This window comes from Flavobacterium silvaticum (genome assembly GCF_012911565.1).
Taxonomy (GTDB): Bacteria; Bacteroidota; Bacteroidia; order Flavobacteriales; family Flavobacteriaceae; genus Flavobacterium; species Flavobacterium silvaticum.
The window spans coordinates 1-3,165 of record NZ_JAAMPU010000075.1 but is presented as its reverse complement, the minus strand read 5'-3'; the positions used below and the strand labels follow the sequence as shown (position 1 = coordinate 3,165).

General features: G+C 41.1%; 2 protein-coding genes and 1 pseudogene. All 3 read left to right on the top strand.

The features are described 5' to 3' along the window. A partial coding sequence (locus tag G6047_RS00375; protein ID WP_169525337.1) for an RHS repeat-associated core domain-containing protein occupies window positions 1-1,239 on the top strand: 1,239 nt, incomplete at its 5' end. Further along, window positions 1,236-1,790 carry a hypothetical protein gene (locus tag G6047_RS00370; RefSeq protein WP_169525335.1) on the top strand — a complete coding sequence of 185 codons (555 nt, stop codon included), beginning with the start codon at window positions 1,236-1,238 and terminating at the stop codon, window positions 1,788-1,790. The genes G6047_RS00375 and G6047_RS00370, both read left to right, overlap by 4 nt. Before the next feature lie 689 nt (window positions 1,791-2,479). Further along, window positions 2,480-3,165, top strand: a pseudogene (locus tag G6047_RS00365) (hypothetical protein); the annotation flags it as partial.

Sequence of the window (3,165 nt, the reverse complement as noted above, 5' to 3'; positions counted from 1 at the left end):
GTGACACAGGTAGGCCAAACCGAAAGAACCCTGTACCTCGACGGCTTCCAATACGTAGACGATGTCCTGCAGTTCTTCCCCCACCCCGAAGGCTACGTGCGCGCCACCCCGAAGGAAAACCACGGGGAAGGCCAATCCGAATATGATTTCAGCTACGTGTATCAGTACAAAGACCACTTAGGGAACATAAGGATGAACTACGCCTACGACTTCGTCGACGGGGAAACCAAGATCCTGAACGAAGACCACTATTACCCTTTCGGGCTAAAGCACAGCAACTACAGTTCCGGTAAAAAGGATTTTGCCAGGGAAGAAGAACAGCTCATGATCAAGCCGACGCCTTTTGGTGAGGAGAATCCGTATCTTTATAAATACAATGGGAAGGAGTGGCAGGACGAGCTGGGGCTTAACTTGTATGATTATGGAGCGAGGAATTACGACCCTGCGATTGGGAGGTGGATGAATATTGACCCTCTGGCGGAGAAGTATGATAGGTTTTCACCTTACGCTTATGCGGTTGATAATCCTGTACTCTTTGTTGACCCCGATGGAATGAGAATTAGGTGGGGAACTTGGAGCGACGTTCAAAATGATGAAGAGTTAAGTAAACAATTTAAAACTCGCGGAGAATATAGAGCTGCTCGAAGAGAATTAAAAAAGCAATATAGAGAAACATTGAAAAACTCTGCAACTGCATCCAGTATTTATCAAGATTTGGATGACGATTCCAAAACTCATACAATACTTGCACAAAAAACCAACGGAGGGGCTACTACAATGAATGAAAGTGGAGAAATGACCATAAAGATAGGTGTTGGTGACGGAACGGATAAATATTTAGATGGTATTTCAAGTCAGGAAGCAAATATCCAAGCAATAGTTGGGCATGAGGGTGGACATGGTTGGGCAAAACTGAACGGTTTAGAATCAGAATTAAGCGGTCTTGACGTAAACACCGCCACCCAGGCCGATGTTGACAATCGAAATGCAACAGTCGAAAGCAGGGAGCGCTTCGCATCTCACATCGAAAATATGGTTCGCGCCGAATTAATTAATAGTGGAACTCAAAATATGAGCCTACGTTCAAAATATCCTTCAACAAAAGCTATCTATCTTGGTCAAAGTCCTCCAATGATATTTACATTTGAAAAAAATGCGTATCAACTTTTACAAAACAATCCATATACTCCTTCGGGATATTTAAATGGTATATATAAACTTCCAATAACTAAAAGATGAAAAAGATATTTTCCTTAATTTTTATTGTCACACTCTCTTGTAATAGTCAAACCGATACAAAAAAAACATTGTCTTGTCAATCAGTAGAAATTAAGACTTTATCAGAGTTTGAGAAATTGTTTTTAAAATTTGATAATACTGCTTTATTTCAAGAAGAACTTGGGAAATTCAATCAAAATATTGAAACAGGCATACTATTAGTAAAGTTTTTACCTGGAATGGAATTAGGAGATTTTACAACTATTCAAAAAAGTGATAACGGTTGGTTAAGGCTATCTAAACATGAGTCTGACAAAAACATATTGTTATCCAAAGCTGAAAACAACTTTCTTTCAGAAAAAGTTCAAAATAATAAAGACATTTTTTTTTATGAGCAGTGTAATGATATTGCTGCTTCAACTTTTTATCTAATTCTTGTAAAAAAAGATAAAAATGTAATAATTGGGTATTTGCTAAATGGTGAGATTCAAAAGTCTAAAAATCCTTCAAATAATAAATTAGAATTATTAAGGAAAATTTTGTCCATAGCTTATTCGAATTCATTTTTATAAATACGACACTGTCTGGGAGTAGTATTGTATCACAGTAGGTCATTCGAAAATTCCCATTCACAAAACCCTATAAATAAGCCCTTCAACACTTTCAACAACAAAAACAAAGACAGCTTCACGGCTGTCTTTTCTTTTAGTCCTGATAAAACGAATTACATTCCTGATGAAAGAAGACGAGTTACACCGCCAAACCAACCGAAACATCCAGATTTAAACCCTCACATGCATAAGCCGAAGGATTGAATCTAAAACGCATCACGCGCCAAACCGGCGCGTGACTGTTTTATATAGCTATCAGGCAGCCGAATTTAGAATCAATGCATCGAATGCACCCTTCATTTTCTGCAAATCGTAACCAATTTCTAAATTGTTTCCTCATTCCCTGTTTACAAAATTTTGTAAACAACACATCTGTAAACAAGATCATGATGGCGCGGATTTGCAGTCCGTATGGATACTGTATCGAATCAGGTCATTGAAAAAATCAAAGCCCCTTGTTACCCGAGAGTCTTTTACCCGATTTTCTCTACGCGAATCGAAAGGGTTCAATTTACCAACAGGTTCTTCGCGTCGGCCCTCATAAAATCGGCGTTAAAAAAATTATGGTGAAAAGCGTTAAGAAAGAAAAGGTGTTTGAGCACAGCGAGTTCTTTTCTTTTAGATTTTTGCCATAATTTTTAGCCGATTTTGTGGGGCCGCTGAATTTTTGCTTCTTTTGTTTCAAGACAAAAGAAGAAAGGCTTCTTTTGAAAAATAAGTTCTTTGAAAACAGAAAGATTCCGGGAACATGCACGCGCCAGGGATGGCAGCGGCATCCTTTTTTGAGGTACGAAAAAAAGATACAGCGGACAGCCCGGCCCACAGGGAGGCGCCCAAATCAAAGCTACTACGACGAATCCCTCCTATACGACAAGAACGGCAACATAGCCGAACTCTGGCGCAACGGGGACAGCGACGTAACCCCGTCCATCCAGATCGACCACCTCAAATATTTCTACGAAGACCAATCCAACCGCCTGGCCAAGGTCACCGACGAGACCAACGACCCATCCGGATTCCTGGATGACTCCGACGGAACGGACGATACAGACGACGATTACCAATACGATTCCTTCGGGAACATGACCAAGGACGAGAACAAACAGATCAAAGGCATTACCTACAACCACCTCAACCTGCCCGTCAAGATCCCGATAAAGCAAGGCACCCAGAACTGGACGATAAGCTACCTCTACAACGCACTGGGCCAGAAGATCCAGAAGACCGTAGCCAACGTGACACAGGTAGGCCAAACCGAAAGAACCCTGTACCTCGACGGCTTCCAATACGTAGACGATGTCCTGCAGTTCTTCCCACACCCCGAAGGCTACGTGCG